Source organism: Pseudaminobacter sp. Soil_N_29, from assembly GCF_057656055.1.
Map to the genome: position 1 here is coordinate 827,310 of NZ_JBDGLC010000001.1, position 20,017 is coordinate 847,326.

Consider the following 20,017-nt stretch of genomic DNA (forward strand, 5'->3'; position numbering starts at 1 on the left):
CAAATACCTATCTTGAGAGCATGCGCGCCAGCGATCTCCTCTGTTCCCGCCCGGAAGGACTCTATTGCCCACCCGGCGATTTCCACATCGACCCCGTGCGGCCGGTGGCGCGCGCGCTGATCACCCACGGCCATTCCGACCACGCGCGTGCTGGCCATGGCGCGGTGCTGGCGACGCGCGAGACGCTGGACATCATGGAACTGCGCTGCGGGCCGGGCTTTGCCGGCACGACGCAGGCAGCAAAGCCGGGCGAAACGATTTCACTGAACGGCGTCAAGGTGACGTTCCAGCCGGCCGGTCATGTGCTGGGCTCGGCCCAGATCTGCGTCGAGCATGGCGGCATGCGCATCGTGGCCTCGGGCGACTACAAGCGCCAGCCGGACCCAACCTGCGCGCCCTTCACTCCGATCCGCTGCGACGTCTTCATCACCGAGGCAACCTTCGGCCTGCCGGTGTTCCGCCATCCTCCCGATGCCGATGAGATCGCGCGGCTGATAAAATCGGTCGAGCAGTTTCCGGAGCGTACGCATATGGTCGGCGCCTATGCGCTGGGCAAGGCGCAACGCGTGATCAAGCTTCTGCGCCAGGCCGGCTATGAGCGCACCATCTATATCCACGGCGCGCTGGCCAAGCTGTGCGACTATTACGAAAGCCGGGGCGTGGAGCTGGGCAGCCTCCAGCCGGCGACGGTGGAGGGCGGCGAAAGACAGGACTTCGCTGGCGAGATAGTGGTCGGCCCGCCCGCCGCCTTTTCGGATCGCTGGTCGCGGCGCTTTCCCGACCCCGTCTCGTGCTTTGCATCAGGCTGGATGCGTATTCGCCAGCGCGCCAAACAGCGCGGCGTGGAGCTGCCGCTGATCATCTCCGACCATTCCGACTGGAACGAGCTGACCGAGACCATCACCGAAACCCGCGCCGGCGAGGTGTGGGTGACGCATGGCCGCGAGGAAGCGCTGGTGCGCTGGTGCGAGCTTGGCGGCATCAAGGCAAAGCCGCTGCATCTGGTGGGCTACGAGGACGAGGGGGATTGATGCACCGCTTCGCCGAACTGCTCGACCGCCTGGTGCTGACGCCCTCGCGCAATGGCAAGCTTACCCTGCTGACCGACTATTTCCGCAGCGTCGAGGACCCCGACCGTGGGCTGGCGCTGGCGGCGATCACCGGCGACCTGTCGATTGCGGCGGTGAAGCCGGCGATGCTGCGCACGCTGGTGACCGAGCGCTTGGACCCGGTGCTGTTCGGCTATTCATACGACTATGTCGGCGACCTCGCCGAGACCGTGTCGCTGGTGTGGCCGGAGCCGCCGGCGCACCAGGCCGCAAATGCCCGCCCGACGCTGGCCGACGTGGTGGGCGCGCTGCAGGCGGCGAGCCGTTCCGACGGGCCGCGCGTGCTGGCACGCCTGCTCGACCGTGCCGACATCTCGGCCCGCTACGCCATCATCAAGCTGGTGACCGGCGGTTTGCGCATCGGCGTTTCGGCGAGGCTCGCCAAGCAGGCGCTGGCCGACCTGGGCGGCGTCGACGTGACCGAGATCGAGGAGCTGTGGCACGGGCTGACGCCACCCTATATCGGCCTCTTCGCTTGGCTGGAGGCCAAGGGCCCGAAGCCGGAAAAAGCTGCCAAGGCGCTGTTCCGCCCGGTCATGCTGGCCAATCCGATCGGCGACGGCGATCTGGATCGGCTCGATCCGGCCGACTATGCCGCCGAATGGAAATGGGACGGCATCCGCGTGCAGGCGGTTTCGGAAGGCAGCATCCGCCGGCTCTATTCGCGCACCGGCGACGACATCTCGCCGGCCTTCCCCGATCTTGTCGAGGCGATGCGCTTCGAGGGCGTGTTGGATGGCGAGCTCTTGGTGGGCGACCCGCAGCGCGAAACCGGAACCTTCTCCGACCTGCAGCAGCGGCTGAACCGCAAGACGGTGTCGGCGAAGATGCGCGAGCGCTATCCGGTGTTCGTGCGTTGCTACGACCTGTTGCAGGAAGGCGCGGAAGACGTGCGCGCCCTGCCCTTTCTGGAGCGTCGCGGCCGGCTGGAAAACTTCGTGCGTCGGCTCGACCCCGATCGCTTCGACCTTTCGCCGCTGGCGCTGTTTTACAGCTGGGATGAGCTGGAGGAAATGCGCAGCAACCCGCCGCATCCGGTGATCGAGGGCGTGATGCTGAAGCGCCGCGACTCGGCCTATCTCGCCGGCCGGCCGAAAGGCCCTTGGTTCAAGTGGAAGCGCGACCCCTTTACCGTGGATGCGGTGCTGATGTATGCCCAGCGCGGCCACGGCAAGCGCTCCAGCTTTTATTCCGACTACACATTCGGCGTGTGGGCCGGTCCGGACGGCGCGGAAGAGCTGGTGCCGGTGGGCAAGGCCTATTTCGGCTTCACTGACGAGGAGTTGCGCCAGATCGACAAGTTCGTGCGCGACAACACGGTCGAGCGATTCGGGCCGGTGCGTTCGGTGCGCGCCGACCGCGGCCACGGGCTGGTGCTGGAGATCGCCTTCGAGGGGCTGAACCGCTCGACGCGGCACAAGTCGGGGGTGGCCATGCGCTTCCCGCGCATCTCGCGCCTGCGCTGGGACAAGCCGGCTGCCGAGGCCGACCGCATCGAAACGCTGCAGGCGCTGCTGGACTGAGCCGGCTACACCCGAGGCTATTGCGACACCGAAACCCTGATCTCGTAGATGTCCACTGACTTGCCCGCTCCACCAACATCCGTGTTGACCGCGATGGTGCCGCCGGAGCCTGGGTCGACGGAGCGGAAGTCGAGTTCGAACAGATAGTCGCCACGGTCCTGGCTGACCGCGTAGCGCTTGCGGCCGCAGTCGCCCAGTTCGCCGAAATTGCAGTCCACCGACATCTGCGTCTGCTTGCCATCGGCGCCGCGGGCGACGATGTCGAAGATGGCCTGCTTGCCGGCGAGCCGTTCCAGAACGCCCTGGCCGACGTCGAACAGGATGGCGGAATCGGAACCGCCGGAGCGCATGCGCAGGAAGCTGCCCGAGCCATCCTGCATCACCTCGGCCGAGGTGCCGGCCGGCGCCGTCACGCCGGTGGGGTCGGCGGGCGAGAACACTTCAATCCAGGCGCGGTTGGGGTCGGCCTGGCCCGACAGGGCCGGTGCGCCCTCGTTTGTCGGCGCGAGGCTCTTGCCGATCTGCGCGATGTCGTCCCTGGTCGGCATCTTCCAGATCCCCGACCGAAGCGCGCCCCAGCCTGCAAGGCCGATGGCTGCCAGCAGCGCCATGCTTACCAGCAGGCGAAGAAATGGGGAGCGGGAACGCCGCGCACGGCGGCGGCCGCCGCGCTCGGCTTTCGCAGCCGCTGCGTCTGCGCGCCTGGTCTTGCCGCGGCCCGCATTCTGGCGGCGCTCGCCGGCGATGTCGGGAGCGGCGAAGGCAGCCTCGCCGCCGCCGGGGCGCACGTCGTCGAGGCTCGGGGCGGCGCCTTCAGAAGACGCCGGATCGATTGCCCGCGCGCCGGCCACGAATTCCGATTCGATTTCGGCGATCTTGGCCTGCAGGGCCTTGCGGCGCTTGATGGCTACCTCGACCGTGAGGCCCGGATTCGCCTTCAGCGCGCGGTCGAGTGCGGCGAACGCTGAGCGATAGACCTTCTCGCGAAAGGCCTGGTCACTGGCGTTTCCCTTTTCGAAGGCGTTGCGGATCGCCTTTTCGATCGGCTCCAAACCGTTTCCCCATGTTGCGGCTCAAACTTTTGACGATGGTTAGACGCAGCCGGGCCGTCAGGCAACCGCCCGGCGCGACCAATAAGGCTGACGGCCGCGCCGAAGGCGGCATTATCCGGGGGAAAATGGCGGGATTGTGCGGGTGCCCCGCACCGGCCTGGCCACACCGCCCTCGCTGCGACGCGTTCTCCGCCACCCCTGCCCCGCGCCGGCCTCGCTGCGGCGGCTGCTTGGCCGCGCCTTGCCCCGCACCCATGCGACGATTCCCCCTGCGGCGCCTTGCCGGCTGCCCGGCAACATTGACGGCGCCCATAGCCGCGACGCCCGGCATCGCAGCGGCGAGCGAATCGCACCCGCTGCAACGTGCCCAAGACACCTTGGCTGCCCGCCCGACCCGGCCGCGGCGGGCACGGGCACCAGCTGTAAACACTGCGCCAAGGCACGCAGATGACGATCCGAATAAATCCGTGCGATGGCCGCTTGAATTTGCCGCACAATGCGGCTATCACGCGCTCACCGTTTCGCGCCGCGGTGCGAAAGCCGGAGCCGCTTTAGCTCAGTTGGTAGAGCACATCATTCGTAATGATGGGGTCGCGTGTTCGAGTCACGCAAGCGGCACCAGCAACTTCAAGCCGTTAGGCTGAATTTTCCTTCCGATATTGATTGCCGCGCGGTCGCACCGTCGTCTATCGCCTCGTCCACCGACCCTTGCGTCGAAGCAGTAGGCGTGGGGGCGATGAGTTCCTAGTCCTGATTGCGGCAGGAGCAGTCGCAGGCCTGCCAGCATTGCGCCTCGGAACTAGGTAGATCGGCCTATCTGTTCTGGAGGCCGACCGTGACCGACAAGATCCCAGCGCGGCAGCGACTGCTGAAAGCCGCGGCCGAACTGTTCTACCGTGATGGCGTCGGGGCGACCGGGATCGATGCGATTACGGCTCACGCAGGCGTTGCGAAGATGAGCCTCTACAACAATTTCGCATCCAAGGCCGACCTGGTGCATGCCTATCTCGAAGGCCGGCGCACGGAGTGGCACGAGCTTCTCGAGGCGCGGCTGAAAACGGCGTCGACGCCTAAAGAGCGCGTGCTTGCCGTGTTCGATTCCTACGTGGACCATGCTGCCTGTGCCTATGAGTGGGGGTTTCGCGGATGCGGGCTGCTCAATGCGGCCGCCGAGCTTCCGATTGGCGACCCGGGCCGGGCAACCGTCGCGGCCCAGAAGGACGAGGCAGAGGAGCTGTTCAAGGAACACCTCCGAGACATGCAGCCCGCCAATGCCGCGATCGATGAGATTGCCGAGCACCTCTCGTTTCTCCTCGAAGGTGCCATGTCTCGCGCAGGGCTCGATGGACACGACGGGCGGCTGAAGTCCGCGCGCAAAATCGCGATTTCCATGCTGGACCAGTTCGAAAGCCAGGCCCAATGACCGACGCCGTAGCTGTCCCGTACCGGCCCAAGAGCGGGGTTGCCGGGCTTGTCGTCCTGGTTCTGCTGGAAGCGGCTTTGGTGGCCTGCTGGAGCGCCGGCTTTATCGGCATACGCTTTGCGAGCGACCACGCGCCGATCTTCCTGATCCTACTCTGGCGCAGCCTGGTTTCCGGGCTGGTGCTGTTGCCATTTGCGCTGGCAATCGGCCCCAGCCTGCGATGGAAGGACGTTGCCCCGCAGGTCCTGTTCGGCGCTCTGGCAATGTCCGCCTATCTTGGCGCATTCGCGCTTGCGATCTCTCATGGCGTGCCGACGGGCCTTGTTGCCCTTATCACCGACATGCTGCCCCTGATGGTGGCCGTGCTGTCCTGGCCGGTTCTCGGGCAAGCACTCACCGGGCGCCAGTGGATCGGTTCGTTCATAGGTTTGGCAGGTGTCCTGATCGCCTCCGGCTGGTCGCTGAAAATGGGCGACGTGCCGCTGTGGGCTTACGGCTTGCCTGTTCTCGGTACGCTGTCCCTGGCAATGGCAACTCTGCTGCAGAAGCGCAGCCCGACGAATTTCATGCCCGTGCATCAAAGCCTGTGCATCCAGTGCCTGTCGGCCGCCGCGATCTTCTCCGTGTTCGCCTGGCATGAGGGAAGCGTGCTGCCGATCCTTGAGGCGGGTTTCGTCGGCGGCATACTGTGGCTCGTCTTCGTCGCCACGCTCGGCGCGTGGAGCCTCTATTATCTGGCGCTGCGCAAGTCGTCTCCGGCGCGCGTGACGGCGGTGCTGTATCTCAGCCCGCCGGTTGTGATGATCTGGGCCTGGCTGATGTTCGACGAACCGCTGTCATGGGCGATGGCGTGCGGCCTGGCCGTGTCGCTCGTCGGCATCGTCATCGTCGCGAGATCGCAGAAGCGGGAAGATCTCGTCTAGGAGAGCAGCATCCTGGCGGATGTGATGGCCAGGAAGAAGGCGAAAGCCAGCTTCAGATAGCGCGGGTTCAGCGCATGCGCGAGCTTGGCGCCCCAGGGCGCGATCAGGTAGCTGATCGGCGCGATGAGCAGCACCGCCGGCAGGCTGACGTAGCCGAGGCTGAGCGGCGGCCGGCTCGCGACGCCAAGTCCGGCCCAGATGAAGCCGGCCACGCCCGGAACGGCGATGAGCAGGCCGAGCGCGGCGGACGTGCCGACCGCGCGGTGGACCGGGAAGGACAGGCTGGTCAGCGTCGGCACCGACAGCGTGCCGCCGCCGATGCCCATCAGCGAGGAGATGAAGCCGATGACGGTGGCGATGGCGCGGTTGACCCAGGCGCTCTTGGGCAGGTGATCGGAAATGACCAGGTGCCGGGGGATCGCCATGTTGACGGCGACCAGCAGGCCCACGACGCCGAACACCAGGCGCAAGCCCCCGCCGGGGATGAACTTCGCCATGATGCCGCCGATCAGCGCGCCGACGAACGCCGCCGGGCCCCACAGGCTGTAGAGCGTGCGATCGACATTGCCGCGCTTGGCATGGGCCCGCATCGAGGAAATCGAGGTCGGGATGATGATCGCCAGCGAGGTGGCGACCGCCAGATGGCTGGTGATCGACGGCGGGAACTGGAACAGCGTCAGCACCCAATAGAGCACCGGCACGATGACGATGCCGCCGCCGACGCCGAGCAGGCCGGCGATGATGCCGGAAATGATGCCGGTGGCCGCGAAGCCCGCGACCAGCGCGATAATTGCCGGGCCGCCGAACATCGACAGATCAAGTGCGGTTTCCAAGATGATGCTCCTTCAAGCCCGCAACCTCTTCTCGACCAACCTCCGGGCCGCTCGAGCAGCGCGTCTGGCGATTGCCTTTCGGTTAATCGCCAGGCTCGTTCAACCGGGCATCACCCTGCTCTCGCCATCAAGCCGACTTTCCCGCCGTGATAAGCTCCGACGGCGCCCGAGGGCCTGTTGCTCATGCGGAATTGAGCCAGGAGATCGTTCAGCGCGGCCACTTCGCTTGCCAGCGCATGGCTGGCCGCCGTCTGCTCCTCGACCATTGCAGCATTTCGCTGGGTGCCCTGGTCGATGGAATTGATGGCGGAGCTGATCTCGTTCAGCGAACTGGACTGCTCGCGGGCGGCGGCCACAATGGCCGCGACGTTCTGATCGATTTCCTGCACCCGCTCGACGATTTCCTGCAGCGCCGCCCCGGTCTCGCTGACCAGCCCGACGCCTGTGTGGACCTGTTCGCCGGACTTGGTGATCAGCATCTTTATTTCCCGCGCGGCGGTCGCCGAGTGCTGGGCGAGTTGCCTGACCTCCTGAGCGACGACCGCAAAGCCCCTGCCGGCATCGCCGGCCCGCGCCGCTTCCACGCCGGCGTTCAGCGCAAGCAGGTTGGTCTGGAACGCGATCTCGTCGATCACGCCGATGATATTCGAGATTTCCTTGGAGGAACTCTCGATGCCGCTCATGGCCGTGACGGCGCGCTTTACCACCTCGCCGGACTTCTCGGCGCTTACGCGTGTGCGTTCAACCAGGCCTCCGACCTGTTCCGCACGCTTCGTGGTGTCTCTCAGCGACGAGCTGATTTCCTCGACCGCCGCCGCTGTTTCTTCGACGGCTGCCGCCTGCTGCTCTGTCCGTGTAGAGAGATCGTCGGAAGCCGACCGTATTTCGCTGGAACCTGCCTGGATGGCCTGCGCATTCTCCCCAACCGAAAGCAGAGCGGTCTGCAGCTTTTCGACCGAAGAGTTGAAATCACGGCGGACCTGATCGAGCGAACCTGCAAACTGGTCATCGATGCGATGGGTGGTGTCGCCGTCGGCAAGCTTCTGCAGGGCTTCGGCCAGGGAGTCGACTGCGAAACGGGTCTGCCGCTCCCTTTCGGCGGCTTCCGCCGCGCGGCGTCGCTCCTCCTCCGCATTGCGGTTTCGGGCTTCCTCCGCCTCCATTTCCAGCCGGTGCTTTTCAATAGTCGCGTCCCGCAGGATCGCCAGCGAGCGAGCCATCTCGCCGATCTCGTCCTGCTTCGCTGCCTCCGAAAGATCCACGTCGGTGTTGCCGTTAGCGATCCCACCTGTCGCGGTCATGACCTTGTCGAGGCGCTTGCGGAAGCGCGTAGCAAGCAGCAAGCCGAGCACGGTCATCAATCCTGCCGCGACCGCGATGATGGCGATGGACGTGATGACGAGCGACGACAGGCTCGCAAACAGCACCGATTTCGGCACCGAAACCACAGTGTACCAGGTGGTGTCGGGCAGCAGTCGCACGGGAACCGCGATGGCAATGCTGGCATCGCCCGATGTTTCGGCAAGATCTGCCGGCGTGCCCGGATTTGCAATCAGACCGCCCCAGGCAGCCGCATCAAGGCCCGAGTCCTTCAGCGCCTTTCCGCGCATGGAGGCTTCGGGGTAGCTCACGACACCGCCGTTGCCGGTGACGAGCGCCACATATCCTTGGCCCAACGGCTTGATCTTGGAAAGGTCATCGGCGAGGCTGTCGAGGGCAATGTCCACTCCCACCGTGCCCTTGAAGGAACCGTTGAAAAGCAGGGGCACCATGAACGATGTCATCACGACGTTCTTGCCGCCAATGGTGTAGGAGTAGGGCTCCATGAGCACTTCCTTGCCCGTCTTCTTGGGGACGAGGTACCAATCGCCGACACCCGGCTTGTCATAGTCGACCAGGGCCTCAAGCCCGACCTTGCCATTGTCCCTTACGAAATAGGGAATGTAGCGGCCGCTGTCGTCGTGCCCGGGCGCATTGCGATACAGCACGTCTTTCCCGTCGAAAGCGTTGGGCTCCCAGCAGGTGCTGAGGCCGAGAGCGAAGGTGTTGTCCTGCATCCAGCGCTGGAACAGGCGGTTCGTGGCCGACCGGTCCGGAATCGCGCCGTCCTTCGCGGCATAGAGGCTGGACCTGGCATTATGCGTCAGTTCTTCAACGCGGCTGAAATAGGTCTCGACGCGCCTTGCGCTTTCCTCGGCGATGTTCGTCATTTCGGAAAAGGTGCGCTCTTCAAGCGCACCATGTGCAAGCCAGACCAGAACCCCGGCCGTGGCCACGGTAGTAAGGACCCCCGTCGCCACGATGGCAAACATGTTGCGGCCAGTTGCCGTCTTTGGAAACATCGAATTCTACCCCTGCCACTTCACCCGGCGGAGCTCCGCCGGGTTCTCTCCGAGAACGAAAACTTCCCGAAAAGGCAATGCCAGGGGCGGATTCATTCGTAAGATAGCGATAGCGTCCGTCTCGTTTCAAAAGAGCTAACGACGATGGCCTTCATTGACGCTGGAAGGCGGGCAAAAGGACAGCGCAGGCGCAGGTCAACATTTCCGTAAATCCGCTGGTCCAGGCAAATTGGTTCCTTGCGATCGTGGTCGCATCCGACATAACTGCGCCTCTGCAACGCCGAACCGATACGCATGCGAAAGTTACTGCCCACTCTCAAACGGCTGCTGCCAGCCCTGCCGCCAGTCGGCCATGTCGAGCGCCTGCGTATCTGCTGCGGTGCGTTGATCGGAATTTTCCTCACCGGCCTCATCACCAAGGCGGCGCTTGGCACAAGCACGGCCTCCCCCCTCCTCATCGCGCCGATGGGAGCTTCGGCCGTGCTGCTTTTTGCCGTGCCGTCGAGCCCGCTGGCGCAGCCCTGGTCGATCGTCGGCGGAAACACGATTGCGGCCCTGATCGGCATCAGCTGTGCCCTGTGGATCGACGATTTGCTGATTGCAGCGGCGCTTGCCGTCTCGCTCTCGATCGGCGCAATGCTGGCTGCGCGTTGCGTGCATCCGCCAAGCGGCGCCGTGGCCCTGACCGCGGTTCTGGGCGGCCCCGCGGTTCATGCGGCTGGCTTCAGCTTTGTCGTGTGGCCGGTGGGCGTCAACTCGCTCTTGCTGCTCTCCGCGGCGCTTGCATTCAACAATCTCACCGGCCGGCGCTACCCGCATCTTGCGCCCCTGCCTGCCGCAAATCCGCACAAGACCACCGACCCATTGCCGACCGAGCGTGTGGGCTTCACCACCGCCGACCTCGAGGCCGCGCTCGAGCGTCGGGGTGAGATACTGGACGTCAGCACCGGCGATCTCGACTCGCTGCTGCACGAGGTGGAGATGCAGGCCTACCACCGCCGTTTCGGCGAAATCCGCTGTGCCGACATCATGTCGCAAGACGTGGCCACGGTGTCGCCGCAGGCCTCGCTGCACGAGGCATGGACGCTGCTTTGCGAGCATCGCATCAAGGCCTTGCCGGTCGTGGGAGAAGACCGCGGCATTGTCGGCATCGTCACTCAGACCGACTTCATGGAAAGCGCAGCCTGGGGGCCGCATGGCGAGTTGCATTTCGGGCTCGGCCGGCGCCTGCGCCACGCCGTGAGGCCGAGACGAAGCCTGAAACGGACAGTAGGCGAGATCATGAGCAGCCCGGTTCGGACCGCGGCACCCGAAACGCCTGTCGCCACGCTCGTCCCCGCCATGGCCGACGCCGGGTTGCACCATCTTCCGGTGGTCGATGCCGACCGCAAGCTGGTCGGAATCGTCACCCAATCCGACCTGATCGCCGCGCTCTATCGCGGCAGGCTGTCGGGGCGGCCCACTGTCATTGCGCCGGCGGCTTTTGCCGAGCGCCGCCGCGCCGCCGGCAGCTGACCACGCCTCACGCCACCGTCAGCGGTTCGCGCGCGCGGCGACGACTTCGACCTCGACCTTGAATTCCTCGCGCGTGAAGCCCGACACGATCATCAGCGTCGAGGCCGGCGCGGGCTGCGGGAAGAGCCGGTCGCGCACGTCCATATAGGGGCGCATATGGGCGCGGTCGGTGACGTAGGCATTGATGCGCACCACGTCGGCAAAGCTCATGCCGCAGGCGGTGAGGATCGAGCGCACATTCTCGAAGCAAAGCTCGGCCTGCGCCTCGGCATCCTCGGGCACATGCGCATTCGGGCCGATGCCGAGCTGGCCGGAACAGAAGACCATGTCCGATCCGGTCCGAACCACCACGCCATGGCTATAGGCGGCGAAGGGCGCCGGCATGGTTTCCGGTACGAGATGGTCGAGGTTCGAAGCGCGATCGGTCATGGCATGCCTCCGGAGAAAAGGATTTGTTCAGCGCCAGGCGGCGAGCCAGCCCAGCCCTTCGTCGGTCGAGCGGCGCGGCTTGTATTCGGCGCCAAAATGCCCGGCATAGCCGCGCGCGGCCAGTTCGGGTAGCAGGCTGGCAAAATCCACCTCGCCCGCATCGGGCTCGCCGCGATCCGGAACGGCCGCAAACTGGACATGGCCGATCCGCTCACGATGCGCATCGAACTCCTCCAGAATGGATTTGCCGGAGCGGCCGACATGATAGCAGTCGAACATGATGCGGATGTTGCCGCGGCCGGCCTCTTCGATGATCGACGACGCCGTGGCGTTGTCGTGCAGGAAGTAGCCCGGCACGTCGTGGAGGTTGAGCGGCTCGAGCAGGATGGTGACACCCGCCGGAGCGGCTTGGTCGGCTGCGTAGCGCAGATTAGCGACGAAGGTTTCTCGCGCTTCCGGCGCGCTCGTCTTGCCGGCCATGACGTGGATAGCAGTGGCGCCGATCGCGGTCGCATAGGCAAGTGCCTGGTCGATTGCCGCGCGCGCGTCGTCCTCGCGTCCCGGCAGGGCGGAAAGCCCAAACTCGCCGGCATCGACATTGCCCTTCAAGGTGTTCAGGCCCAGAACCGGCAGGCCGCTTTCGGACAGCGCCTGCTTCAGAAGCGACGGCTCGACGGCATAGGGCCAGTGCAGTTCCACCGCGTCGAAACCGGCCTTGGCCGCCGCGCGCACGGCGTCGGAGAGCGCCAGCTCGGTCCAGAGGAAGCCGAGATTGGCTGAATACGGAAGGGCCATGATGTTCAATCCCACTCGATGTTGAAATGGTCCACGACATCGCGAACCTGTTCAGGCGTCAGCATTTTGGGTTTCATGCCGCGCGTGAGCAGCGCAAGCCGCGCCGTCTCTTCCAACTCTTCCATGGCATAGACCGCCGCCTCCAGATCCTTGGCCGCGACCACCGGCCCGTGATTGGCCAGCAGCACGGCGCTGCGCTTTCCGGCCAGGCCGCGGATCGCGTCGCCGATTGCCGCATCGCCCGGCCGGAAATACGGCAGCAGCTTCACCTTGCCTAGCCGCATTATGGAATAGGGCGTCAGCGGCGGCAGCACATTGTCCGGGTCGGTTTCCGGCAACATGGACAGCGCCACCGAATGGGTGGAGTGGAGATGGACGATGGCGCCAGACTTGGCGCCGCGCGTGTCGTAGAAAGCGGAATGCAGCGGCATTTCCTTGGTCGGTGCGTCGCCGTCGACCAGTCTGCCCGTCTCGTCGATCAGCGACAGGCGCGCCGGGTCGAGATCGCCGAAGGAGGAGCCGGTGGGCGTCACCAGGAGCCGCCCGTCGGACAGGCGAGCCGAGATATTGCCGGACGCCCCGCCGGTCAGGCCGCGCTCGAAGATCGAACGCGCCATCCGGCAGATCGTCTCGCGCAGCTTCGCTTCCTCGCTCAACTTGCTGTTCCCTTGAGCATCCTCAGCGCCTTGGTGAAAAAGTCCTCGGCGCCGAAATTACCCGACTTCAGCGCCAGGCCGAAATCCTGCCCGTTGACACGCAGCATGGGAACCCCCGGATCGATCTCGGGGCCGACCTGCAACGCCTCGCAGCCAAGCCCCTGCACCACCGCGCCGGAGGTCTCTCCGCCGGCCGACACCAGGCGCCTGACGCCATGACGCCGGGCTTCGGCGGCAAGTTCGGCAAAGAAGGTTTCGATGCGGTGGGCGAGTTCGCCAAGCCCGTATTTCTGCTGCGCCTTGCCGACCACTTCCGGCTCGGCGGAGGAAAACACCAGCGGCTCGGCGGCAAGGTTCTCGGCCAGCCAGGCGGATGCCTTCGCCACCGTCATGTCGCCGACCATCAGCGCGTCAGCCTTGATCTCGAGGGCCGGATGATTGGCGCGATAGTGCGCCACCTGGCCGCGCGTGGCGCGCGAGCAGGAGCCCGAAAGCACGGCGCCCGGTCCGTCGATGCCCTGCCACGCCACTTGGCGATTGCCGATCAGCCCCTTGCGGCGGAAATTTTCCGGCAGGCCGAGCGCCACGCCTGAACCGCCGGTGATCAGCGGCAGGTCGGCCGCCGCCTCGCCGATGGCGAACAGGTCCTCGTTCTGCAGCGCATCCACCACCAGAAGCTTGTGGCCTGCCTCGTCCTGCCGCCGCATCGCCTCGGCGATTGCCCCGGCGCCGCGGCGCACGTCGGAAAACGCCACCAGCCCCACGGAAAGCGCGGTCTGGTATTGCAGCCATCGGTGAATGTCGGGGTCGGTCATTGGCGTCAGCGGATGGGCTTCCATGCCCGACTCGTTCAGCAGCCGGTCGCCGACGAAAAGATGGCCCTGATAGATGGTACGGCCGGCGCCCGGAAATGCCGGGCAGACGATGACTTGGCTGGCGCCCAGCGCCTTGCTGAGCGCCTCGGCCACCGGGCCGATGTTGCCGGTCTTGGTGGAATCGAAGGTCGAGCAATATTTGAAGAAGAACTGGCGGCAGCCCTGCGCCTTCAGCCACTCCAGCGCCTGCAGCGACTGGGCGACGGCTTCTTCCACCGGCACACTGCGCGTCTTCAGTGCGACGACGCCCGCTTCGACGTCCGCGTCGGCCCTGCCCTGCGGAATGCCGCAATATTGCGTCGTCGCCATGCCGCCCTTGACCAGCGTGTTGGCAAGGTCCGACGAGCCGGTGAAATCGTCACCAATACAGCCGAGCAGCATGGTCAGCTCTCCTTGTAGCGTTTCACGGGAAGGCTGATGCCGCTTTCCTCCGCGTAGAGCTTGACCACCGCCACGTCGCCCTCGCGGCCAAGGCCGGCCTCGGACGCGGCCCTGAAGCGGGCGAGTGCGGCCTGCGCGACCGGCAGCTCGAGCGAGGCGTCCTTCGCCGCGCCGGTGACGATACCCAGGTCCTTGACGAAGATTTCGACCGCCGAATGCGGCCGGTAGTCACCATCGGCGATGTAGGGCCCACGGTTTTCGAACATCCAGGACGAGCCGGCGCAATGCGGGATCACCTGCATGATCTGGTCGGCGTCCACGCCTTGCGCCAGCCCGAAAGCGAAGGCCTCGGCGGCGGCGGCGATGTGAATGCCGGCGAGCAGCTGGTTGACGCTCTTCATCGCCGAGCCCGGCCCGGCGCGGTTCCCCAGGCGGAACACGGTCTGGGCCATGGCATCGAGCGCAGGCTGGGAACGCGCGAAGGCATCGGGCGTGCCGGAGGCCATGATGCTGAGCTGGCCCTTGGCGGCGCGTGCCGAACCGCCGGAAATCGGCGCGTCCAGATAGAGTATGCCCTTCTCGGCAAGGCGGGTTTCGAACTCGACTGCCTTCTGCGCGTCGATGGTCGCGCAGCTGATGACCACCGCGCCCGGCTTCAGCCTCTCGGCCAGTCCGCGCGCGCCGAACAGCGCATCTTCCGTCTGAGCCGCGTTGACGACGACCAGAATGGCCCCGTCGGCTTCCGCACTCGCCTGGTCGAGGTCGCGGTCAAGGCCGGCCTCGGCCCGGAAACGCTTCTGGGCGTCGGCATTGAGGTCGAAGCCATCGACGGCAAGACCGGCGCGCAGCAGCGACTGGCCCATGCCGTAGCCCATGGCTCCGAGGCCGATGAGCAGGAAATGCCGGCCGGGCAAGGCAAGATTGTCGGCACTCATGCCGGCTGCTCCGCCTTGGGCGCATAGTCCGCGATATAAGCCTGGATAATCGCCTGGAAGGATTCGTCGGCCTTGAAGCCGAGCTTTTCCGCCCGGCTTGCCTCAAACGCCTTCGGCCAGGTGGAGATGATCGCGACGATCGCGGGGTCGATTTCATGACGGATGAGCTTTACCGCATCGTCGCCCGCGATTGCGCGCAGCGCCTCGATTTCGTCGGCCACGGTTGCCGAAACGCCGGGCATGGTCATGTTGCGGCGCTCCTTCAGCACCGCGCCATCCACCGCCGCGGCGTGCGCGATGAAGCCAATGGCCGCGCGCGGGCTGGCAAACCAGTGCCGCACGGACGGCTCCACCGGCAGCGTGGCCGGCAGGCCCGCCAGCGGCTCGCGCAGGATGTTGGAAAAGAAGCCCGAGGCCGCCGCATTGGGCTTGCCGGGGCGAATGCAGATGGTGGGCAGGCGGATGCCGATGCCGTCGAAAAAGCCGCGGCGGCTGTAATCGGCCAGCAGCAACTCGCCGATCGCCTTCTGCGTGCCGTAGCTTGAGCGCGGCGTGATGATGTAGTCGTCATCGATCACATCGGGCAGCGGCGAGCCGAAGACGGCCAGCGACGAGGTGAAGACGACGCGCGGATAATAGCCGTCCGTCTCATGCGCCTTGCGCACCGCGTCGAACAGATGCCGGGTGCCGTCGAGATTGATGCGGTAGCCCTTGTCGAAATCGCGCTCCGCCTCGCCCGACACGATGGCCGCGAGGTGAAAGATAACATCGGGCCTCGATGCCACGAGGCGCTCGGCCGTCTCGGGGGACGAGATGTCGCCGGTTTCGAACTCGACCGCGACCTTGCCGCGCTCGGGCAATGCGCTCGGCGCCACAATATCGAAAAGCGTCAGCCGCGATACGGCCTTGCCGGCAATCGCGCCGTCGTCGATGAGGCGCTTGGCCAGCCCCGCGCCGAGCATGCCGGCCGCGCCGATGATGAGACAGTGAACCATCTTGTCCTGATCCCCGAACTGAATTTCCGAATGGGCGAGAGGCGAATTTCCGTTGCCAACCTGCCTCGGCCCGAATTTATGTTTGATGAAAACCGGGCGGCTCAGGCCGCCATCCCCTTCCCGCTTGCCAGCTGCTTCATATGCTGCGGCCCGGCGGCAATGTCCGCCTCGCTCGGGCTCAGCCCCGCCGCCAGCAGCCGCCGCGCAATCATATGATCGGCCGGACGGTTGATGGAATCGACGGCCACCAGGCGCGCGCCTTGAAAATGATAGACCGAGAAGGCGTTTTCCTCGGGATTTCCGGAGACGACACAATGATTGGCGTCGAGCGAGAGACCTGCCGTCTGCAGCTTCATGTCGCCCTGATCGGACCAGAACCACGCGACTTCGGCATAAGGCTCCGATCGTCCAAGGATGGAGCGCGCGACATGCCTGGCCTGGTCGGTCGCGTTCTGGACCGATTCCAGCCGCACGCGCCGGCCCAGCTGATGATGGTCGTAGCTCACGCAATCGCCGATGGCGTAGACCTGCGGCACCGATGTGCGCATGTGGCCGTCAACAACGATGCCGTTGTCAACCGGAAGGCCGGCTTCCGCGGCGAGCTCGACATTGGGAACCGCACCAATTCCCAGCACAACCATATCGGCCCTGAACCTGCGGTCGTCGACGGTGCGCACTGCCGCGACGCGCCCGCCCTCGCCTTCGATGCCGGAAAGCTGGACGCCGGTGAAGATGTCGATACCGGCAGCCCGGCTCCGCTTCTCGACATGGGCAGAAACGACCGGTGCCACCGAACGCGCCAGCACGCGGGGCGCAGCCTCGATCAGCGTCGTCGCCTTGCCGAGCGCCAGGCAGCTATGCGCCATCTCCATGCCGATGAAGCCGCCGCCGACGATGAGGACACTCTGAACTTCCGGCATCATTTCGCGGATGCGGCGCGCATCTTCCATGCTGCGCAGCGTGACGACGCCCCTGAGGTCGATGCCCGGCAGGTCGGGAATTCGCGCGCGCGCGCCGGTTGCGAGAACAAGATGCGTCCAGTTCAACTCTCGCCCGTCGGCAAGCACGAGCTTGCGATCGTCGAGGCGAATCTTCTCGACGCGGGCGCCAAGCATCAGCGCGATGGAGTTGTCGCGATAGACGGCTTCAGGGCGCAGGACGAGGCCGCCCGAGTCGGGCGACTTGAGATAGGATTTGGAGAGCGGCGGCTTGTGGTAGGGAAGATCCGTCTCGTCATTGATCAGGACGATCTCGCCCGCATAGCCTTCCTGGCGAAGGCTGACCGCGGCCTGAGAGCCGGCGTGTCCCGCGCCGACAATGATGCACCTCTCTCCCATGCCCTCTCCACAAACATGCTCGACCGACCGGCAACGGCTCCCTTGCAGAATCGAACGTGGCATGGAAATGCCCGCTTGCGCACCAAGCTGCCCGACTCGAACGGTCCGGTAATTTTGTTGCATAACTCCCATGGAATTTAAACAATTAGTTTGACCGATCGGTCAGATCGGTTAGTAGTATTACCCATATCGCCGTTCAGAACGGGCGAAATCGGGGGATAAGCGATGGCACGAGCAGAAAACCGCGTCACGGCACGCTGGCCGAGTTCGCCCTTTGCCGGGTAATTCCCGCCTTCCAGAAAATTCGCCGCCCTCGCCTGAGGGTGAACCAGCAACGCTTTCGGATGGTTTGCGCAGTTCCCTCCGGAAGCAGCCTTTGCGGACCTGGCGTCGCGGCGCGCCTCCGTTCGAGAGGAAGGAATTGGTAACTTGAAGAGATATTGGTCCGACTATACGAGCGAGGAGTTTTCCCGGCTCGACCGCGAGCAGATCGTGGCGGTTCTGCCGGTTGGCGCGACCGAGCAACATGGCCCTCACCTGCCACTTTCGGTCGACGCGGCAATCGCCAGCGGCATCGTCACGGCAACCATCGAGCGCCTGCCGGAAACGAGCAAGGCGCTGTTTCTGCCCACGCTGCCGATCGGCAAGAGCAACGAGCACGGGCGCTTTCCCGGCACGCTGACCTTCTCGGCCCAGACCCTGATCGCCATGTGGTGCGAAATCGGCGATTGCGTGGCCGCCAGCGGGGTGAAAAAGCTCGTTCTTCTCAACAGCCATGGCGGCCAGATCAGCACCATGGACATCGTGGCGCGCGAGCTGCGCATCAAGCACGGCATGATGGTGTTCTCGGTCAACTGGTTCGGCCAGGGCATGCCGGAAGGCGTCTACAGCGAGCATGAACTGCGCCACGGCATTCACGCCGGCGACATGGAAACCTCGGTGATGCTCGAATTGCACCCCGACCTGGTCGACATGAGCAAGGCGCAGAATTTTGCCACCCTCACAGAAACCTTCGCCCGGGACTTCAAGCACATCTCCCTCGCCGGCGGCGCCAAGCCCGGCTGGCAGGTGCAGGACATGAACCCGCACGGCGCGGCCGGCAACGCCCTGGTGGCCACCGCCGAGAAGGGGCGCAAGACCATCGATTACGCCGCCGACCGGCTTGTCGAACTTCTGGCCGAGGTCGAGCGGGCGCCGCTCTCCTGGCTCGACAACAGCCCCGCCTGGTGAGGTGATGCTATGAACATGGTCGCCAGCACCTCGGTGTCGTCGCAGCCGCTGATCGAGATCGAAAACGTTTACAAGCAATATGCCACCGGCGTCGTCGCGGTCCGCGACATGTCGCTGACCATCGAGCAGGGCCAGTTCGTCAGCTTCCTGGGCCCTTCGGGCTGCGGCAAGAGCACGGCGCTGCGCATGATTGCCGGCCTCTCCGAAGTTTCCGCAGGCAATATCCGCGTCAACGGACATGCGCCCGGCAAGGGCAGCGGCCCGCACGACCTCGGCTTCGTCTTCCAGGAGCCGACGCTGATGCCCTGGGCGAACGTGTTCGAAAACGTCTATCTGCCGCTGCGGCTGAGCGGCATGTCGCGAAAGGACGCCGCGCCGCGCGTGGAGGAGGTGCTGGCGCAGGTGGGCCTGAGCAAGTTTGCCAAGGCCTTCCCGCGCGAGCTGTCGGGCGGCATGAAGATGCGCGTCTCCATCGCCCGCGCGCTGGTAACGCGCCCGCGCCTGCTGCTGATGGACGAGCCGTTTGCCGCGCTCGACGAGATGACGCGCTTCAAGCTCAACAACGACGTGCTGCGGCTGTGGCAGGAACACGGGCTGACGGTCATCTTCGTCACTCACAGCGTCTACGAGTCCGTCTATCTATCGAACCGTGTGGTGGTGATGGCCGCCCGGCCGGGCCGGGTCGTCTCCGACATCGCCATTCCCGGCGCCTATCCGCGGGCGGAAAACTTCCGCGCCACCAGGGAATACACCGACAGCTGCCAGATCGTGTCCGACGCGCTGAACGAGACGCTCGGCAACGACGACATCGACCATTGAAGGCCTGGCCATGAGCACCGAGACCCCTGTCCTCAATTCCGAGCAAAACCGCCGCGCCCGCATCGAGGGGCGCAAGAGCGTCATCATGCCGACCCTGGCGATCGTCATCGCACTTCTCGTCTGGGAGGGGCTGGTGCGCTACTACAAGATTCCGCACTACCTGATCCCCGCGCCTTCGCTGGTGGCCGAAACGCTGGTGAAGGACGGCCCGTCGCTGCTGAGCTCCATGCTCTTCACGGTCAAGCTGACCATGCTGTCTCTCATGTGCGCCATTGCCGGCGGCGTGCTCCTGGGCATGATCTTTGCGCTGTCGCGCACGGTGGAGATGAGCTTCTTTCCCTTCGCGGTGATCCTGCAGGTGACGCCCGTGGTGGCGATCGCGCCACTGATCCTGATCTATGTGCGTGACACCTTCACCGCGCTGCTGATCTGCGCCTGGATCGTGGCCTTCTTCCCCATCCTGTCGAACACGGTGATCGGCCTGCGCAGCGCCGACCACAATCTGCGCGACCTGTTCAAGCTCTATCAGGCGACGCCTTTGCAACGCCTGCGCTATCTGCTGGCGCCGAGCGCGCTGCCTTACTTCATGGCCGCGTTGAAGATTGCCGGCGGCCTGGCGCTGATCGGCGCAGTGGTTGCCGAGTTCGTCGCCGGCACTGCCGGCCAGAGCACCGGGCTTGCCTCGCGCATCCTGGAATCGAGCTTCCGCAACGAAATCCCGCGCATGTTCGCCGCGCTGCTGCTTGTTTCGGTGCTGGGCATCGCAATCTTCCTGGCGACGAGCTGGCTCTCGCGCGCTGTCCTCGGCCGCTGGCACGAGAGCGAAATCCGTCGGGAGTCCTGAT

The 20,017-nt window shown here is 65.3% G+C and carries 18 protein-coding genes and 1 tRNA gene; 9 read left to right on the top strand and 10 right to left on the bottom strand.

What is annotated here, in order from left to right:
- The first annotated feature begins 20 nt into the window (after positions 1 to 20).
- Together AC3A4H_RS03920 and AC3A4H_RS03925 are read left to right on the top strand one after the other, a co-directional pair.
- Positions 21 to 1,031 carry a ligase-associated DNA damage response exonuclease gene (locus AC3A4H_RS03920; RefSeq protein ID WP_487765505.1) on the top strand — a complete coding sequence of 337 codons (1,011 nt, stop codon included), beginning with the start codon at positions 21 to 23 and terminating at the stop codon, positions 1,029 to 1,031.
- On the top strand, positions 1,031 to 2,632 hold the full coding sequence (locus tag AC3A4H_RS03925; protein ID WP_487765506.1) for a cisplatin damage response ATP-dependent DNA ligase: 1,602 nt from the start codon (positions 1,031 to 1,033) through the stop codon (positions 2,630 to 2,632). Before AC3A4H_RS03920 ends, AC3A4H_RS03925 begins: the two co-directional genes overlap by 1 nt.
- Before the next feature lie 17 nt (positions 2,633 to 2,649).
- Here the strand turns inward: AC3A4H_RS03925 and AC3A4H_RS03930 are convergent, their stop codons facing one another.
- Complete coding sequence (locus tag AC3A4H_RS03930) at positions 2,650 to 3,684, bottom strand: hypothetical protein (protein WP_487765507.1); 1,035 nt, start codon at positions 3,682 to 3,684, stop codon at positions 2,650 to 2,652.
- 545 nt (positions 3,685 to 4,229) lie between these two features.
- On the opposite strand from AC3A4H_RS03930, the gene AC3A4H_RS03935 reads away from it, so the two are divergent.
- From AC3A4H_RS03935 to AC3A4H_RS03945, 3 genes are all read left to right on the top strand, one after another.
- A tRNA-Thr gene (locus tag AC3A4H_RS03935) sits at positions 4,230 to 4,305 on the top strand.
- Between the two features lie 214 nt (positions 4,306 to 4,519).
- Entirely contained in the window at positions 4,520 to 5,107 is a 588-nt protein-coding gene (locus AC3A4H_RS03940) for a TetR/AcrR family transcriptional regulator (RefSeq protein ID WP_487765508.1), read from the top strand.
- Entirely contained in the window at positions 5,104 to 6,030 is a 927-nt protein-coding gene (locus AC3A4H_RS03945) for a DMT family transporter (protein ID WP_487765509.1), read from the top strand. The genes AC3A4H_RS03940 and AC3A4H_RS03945 overlap by 4 nt, the downstream gene beginning before the upstream one ends.
- Here AC3A4H_RS03945 and AC3A4H_RS03950 read toward each other — a convergent pair.
- Together AC3A4H_RS03950 and AC3A4H_RS03955 are read right to left on the bottom strand one after the other, a co-directional pair.
- Positions 6,027 to 6,839, bottom strand: a complete 813-nt coding sequence (locus AC3A4H_RS03950; RefSeq protein ID WP_487765891.1) for a sulfite exporter TauE/SafE family protein — start codon at positions 6,837 to 6,839, stop codon at positions 6,027 to 6,029. The genes AC3A4H_RS03945 and AC3A4H_RS03950 overlap by 4 nt on opposite strands.
- Positions 6,840 to 6,973: 134 nt before the next feature.
- Complete coding sequence (locus AC3A4H_RS03955; protein ID WP_487765510.1) at positions 6,974 to 9,205, bottom strand: methyl-accepting chemotaxis protein; 2,232 nt, start codon at positions 9,203 to 9,205, stop codon at positions 6,974 to 6,976.
- 294 nt (positions 9,206 to 9,499) lie between these two features.
- On the opposite strand from AC3A4H_RS03955, the gene AC3A4H_RS03960 reads away from it, so the two are divergent.
- Positions 9,500 to 10,720, top strand: coding sequence for an HPP family protein (locus AC3A4H_RS03960; protein WP_487765511.1), 1,221 nt, complete (start codon positions 9,500 to 9,502; stop codon positions 10,718 to 10,720).
- A gap of 18 nt (positions 10,721 to 10,738) precedes the next feature.
- Here the strand turns inward: AC3A4H_RS03960 and AC3A4H_RS03965 are convergent, their stop codons facing one another.
- From AC3A4H_RS03965 to AC3A4H_RS03995, 7 genes are all read right to left on the bottom strand, one after another.
- On the bottom strand, positions 10,739 to 11,149 hold the full coding sequence (locus AC3A4H_RS03965; RefSeq protein ID WP_487765512.1) for a RidA family protein: 411 nt from the start codon (positions 11,147 to 11,149) through the stop codon (positions 10,739 to 10,741).
- A gap of 27 nt (positions 11,150 to 11,176) precedes the next feature.
- On the bottom strand, positions 11,177 to 11,944 hold the full coding sequence (locus tag AC3A4H_RS03970; RefSeq protein WP_487765513.1) for a hydroxypyruvate isomerase family protein: 768 nt from the start codon (positions 11,942 to 11,944) through the stop codon (positions 11,177 to 11,179).
- 5 nt (positions 11,945 to 11,949) lie between these two features.
- Positions 11,950 to 12,600, bottom strand: coding sequence for a 3-oxo-tetronate 4-phosphate decarboxylase (gene otnC / locus AC3A4H_RS03975; RefSeq protein ID WP_487765514.1), 651 nt, complete (start codon positions 12,598 to 12,600; stop codon positions 11,950 to 11,952).
- Positions 12,597 to 13,856: a 3-oxo-tetronate kinase gene (gene otnK, locus AC3A4H_RS03980; RefSeq protein ID WP_487765515.1), complete on the bottom strand. Its 1,260-nt coding sequence runs from the start codon at positions 13,854 to 13,856 to the stop codon at positions 12,597 to 12,599. Before otnK ends, otnC begins: the two co-directional genes overlap by 4 nt.
- Before the next feature lie 2 nt (positions 13,857 to 13,858).
- Positions 13,859 to 14,791, bottom strand: a complete 933-nt coding sequence (gene ltnD / locus AC3A4H_RS03985; RefSeq protein WP_487765516.1) for an L-threonate dehydrogenase — start codon at positions 14,789 to 14,791, stop codon at positions 13,859 to 13,861.
- Positions 14,788 to 15,786 (bottom strand): D-erythronate dehydrogenase, encoded by a 999-nt coding sequence (gene denD / locus AC3A4H_RS03990; RefSeq protein ID WP_487765517.1) that lies wholly within the window; start codon positions 15,784 to 15,786, stop codon positions 14,788 to 14,790. Before denD ends, ltnD begins: the two co-directional genes overlap by 4 nt.
- Before the next feature lie 101 nt (positions 15,787 to 15,887).
- The gene (locus AC3A4H_RS03995) at positions 15,888 to 17,123 is read right to left on the bottom strand and encodes an NAD(P)/FAD-dependent oxidoreductase (protein ID WP_487765518.1); all 1,236 of its coding nucleotides are present in this window, start codon (positions 17,121 to 17,123) and stop codon (positions 15,888 to 15,890) included.
- 429 nt (positions 17,124 to 17,552) lie between these two features.
- On the opposite strand from AC3A4H_RS03995, the gene AC3A4H_RS04000 reads away from it, so the two are divergent.
- Genes AC3A4H_RS04000 through AC3A4H_RS04010 form a run of 3 tightly spaced genes read left to right on the top strand, consistent with a single transcriptional unit; the run spans position 17,553 to position 20,016 of the window.
- Entirely contained in the window at positions 17,553 to 18,353 is an 801-nt protein-coding gene (locus AC3A4H_RS04000) for a creatininase family protein (RefSeq protein ID WP_487765519.1), read from the top strand.
- A 9-nt stretch (positions 18,354 to 18,362) separates the two neighbouring features.
- Positions 18,363 to 19,172 carry an ABC transporter ATP-binding protein gene (locus AC3A4H_RS04005; RefSeq protein ID WP_487765520.1) on the top strand — a complete coding sequence of 270 codons (810 nt, stop codon included), beginning with the start codon at positions 18,363 to 18,365 and terminating at the stop codon, positions 19,170 to 19,172.
- Between the two features lie 10 nt (positions 19,173 to 19,182).
- Positions 19,183 to 20,016, top strand: coding sequence for an ABC transporter permease (locus tag AC3A4H_RS04010; protein ID WP_487765521.1), 834 nt, complete (start codon positions 19,183 to 19,185; stop codon positions 20,014 to 20,016).
- Position 20,017 lies beyond the last annotated feature (1 nt).